Raw genomic sequence first — 2,433 nt, forward strand, 5'->3', positions numbered from 1 at the left:
CCGAGGTCAGCGCCACCCTGCAGAGGATTCTGGGGTTTTCGCAGTCGGTCGACAGTCTAGAGCGGATGAACCGGAAGATGGCGCAGCCGGTGGTCGACTATTGGGACTCGCTGGAGACCCCCGCGGCCTCGGAGGAGGGTGAGTTGATGGTGGTCAGTGCCGATGGCAAAGGGGTTCCGATTCGCCGTGGCGCGAGCGTGTCGCCGCCGATTGAGGATCACCAGTCGCCGAAAGGTCCGAAACCGGGAGCTAAGAAGATGGCGCTGGTCGGCGCCACCTACACCGTGGACCGTTTCGAGCGGACTCCGGAGGACGTGGTGGACTCGCTGTTTCGCCGGCCCGGCGCGTCGGCCGCGCGAGATCGGCCTCACCCTCAACATAAGCGGGTTCGAGCGAGCCTCGCGCGCGACCAGGAGGGGACAACTCAACCTGCCATGGAAGAGATCTTTGGTTGGATGGGCCTGGAAATCGCTGAGCGCAATTCCCTCGAGCAGAGGCCGTTGGTGCTGCTGATGGACGGTCAGACCACGCTCTGGGAGGCGGCGCAAATCTATCTCCCTGTCCACGCTATCCAGATTCTCGATCTGCTCCATGTCACGCCGCGCCTGTGGCGCGCAGCCTATCTCTTCCATCCCAAGGGCAGCGCCGCGGTCGCCCAATTCGTCCGCCAACGCGTCTCTCGGATCCTCCGTGGAGAGATCCGTTCGGTGGTCACCGGCTTGCGACGCATGGGCACTCTCAGCGGACTGAGAGGCCGCAAGAACAAACAACTGATAAAAATCTGTCAGTACTTTGAAAACAACCGCCACCGCATGCAGTACCACGAATACCTCCGCGCGGGCTACCCTATCGCTACGGGCGTGATTGAGGGCGCCTGTCGGCATCTGGTCAAGGACCGCTTGGAGAGAGCTGGGATGCAATGGGTGCTCCAAGGCGCACAAGCCATGCTGGATCTGCGGAGCATTCACCTCGGCAACCAATGGGACGAGTTTCAGGCGTTTCGTATCGTAAAGGAGACGGAACGCTTACATCCACATACTGACCTGACTGACGACGCGGAATGGGCTATCGGTAGATGTCAAGGTAGTTGTCGCCTCAGCGGTGCTATTTGCGCCGGTAGCCGACCCAACCGGGGGAGAAATCCTGCTCGGAAGCAATCCCTCCTCTCATCCCTCCCAACCAAGCCAACCAAGCCAACCAAGCCAACCAAGCCATGGGAATGGCGCCCGATATCGAGCGAGCTACCATGTTCACTGCTGGCCGATTTGCGAGAGAAGAGCTGGTCGGCCTTGCCACCAGCAGCGACCCATCCAGACGGGTGCACTTCGTTGAGCGGCGGGCTCAGAGCTCTGGGTGAGGATGACGTAGTTTTCATTGGCCTGCCGGGTCGCGTGGCGGTCTAAGCAGCAGCGAGGAGATCCTTGGCGGAGGACTTCTTCTCAGGATTGAGATAGACCGTCTTGATGGGTTGCCAGTTGCGAGTCGCTCCGGACCACCGACGAGGATTTCGCCGCCGAGCTCGCTCGTAGACGCGATGGCGCTGGCTGAGGATCTCCTGCTCGCGACCATAGTGCCGATCGTCAGGAGTCACGAAGCGGATCGCGCTGTGAAGGTGCTCGGTGTTGTACCAGCGCACGAAGCCCTCGACCCAGAGCCTCGCCTCTTCGAGGGAAGCGAAGGGGCGGCAGGGGTAGCCTGGTCGGTACTTCAAAGTCCGGAACAGCGCCTCGGAGTAGGGGTTGTCGTCACTGACTCGCGGCCGGCTGAAGGAAGCGACGACGCCCAGGCGCTGGAGCGTAGCCAGCATCGTCGAGCCCTTCATCGGACCGCCATTGTCGGAGTGCAACACGACACCCTCCGGATCCAGGTCGTGACGACGGCAGGTCTGCTCGAAGAGCTCCGACGCCAGATCCATCGACTCCTCGCCGTAGACCTTCGCGCCCATGATCTTGCGACTCCAGACATCCAGAATCAGGTAGAGGTAGAAGAAGCTACCGCGCACCGGAGATCGCAAGTAGGTGATGTCCCAGGAGAACACCTGGCACGGACCCGTGGCGACATGCTCTCGGGGGCGCCACCTCACGGCCGGTCGCGAGCGTTGGTGGTGGGCCAGCAGCTCTACCTCCCGCAGGAGGCGGTACATCGTCGCTTCCGACGCCACATAGATGCCTGCATCGGCTAGCCGCGGGACGATCTGGTTCGGCGACAGGTCGCAGTACTGAGGCGAGTTGACGATCTCCAGCACCTCCTGGCGCTCGGCCGCCGAGAGCTTGTTGGCCGGCTCGCTGTGCGGGCCGTGACGGCGATCGCAGCCGCCGCCTTGCTCGCGCCAGCGTTGGATCGTCCTCGCCGACAGGCCGATCGTCTCGCAAGCGAGCTCGAGCCGCGCACCGGCGCACACCGCCGCATCGATCAAGTCGAGGACCATCTGCC

At 62.7% G+C, this 2,433-nt stretch carries 2 protein-coding genes; one reads left to right on the forward strand and one right to left on the reverse strand.

Going from position 1 to position 2,433, the window contains the following annotated elements:
• On the forward strand, positions 1-1,403 hold a 1,403-nt coding region (locus tag GY769_25630), incomplete at its 5' end, for a hypothetical protein (protein ID MCP4205306.1).
• Here GY769_25630 and GY769_25635 read toward each other — a convergent pair.
• The coding region (locus tag GY769_25635; GenBank protein MCP4205307.1) for an IS3 family transposase at positions 1,400-2,433 on the reverse strand (1,034 nt) is incomplete at its 5' end. The genes GY769_25630 and GY769_25635 overlap by 4 nt on opposite strands.

The organism is bacterium, from assembly GCA_024224155.1.
Classification (GTDB): Bacteria; Acidobacteriota; Thermoanaerobaculia; order Multivoradales; family JAHEKO01; genus CALZIK01.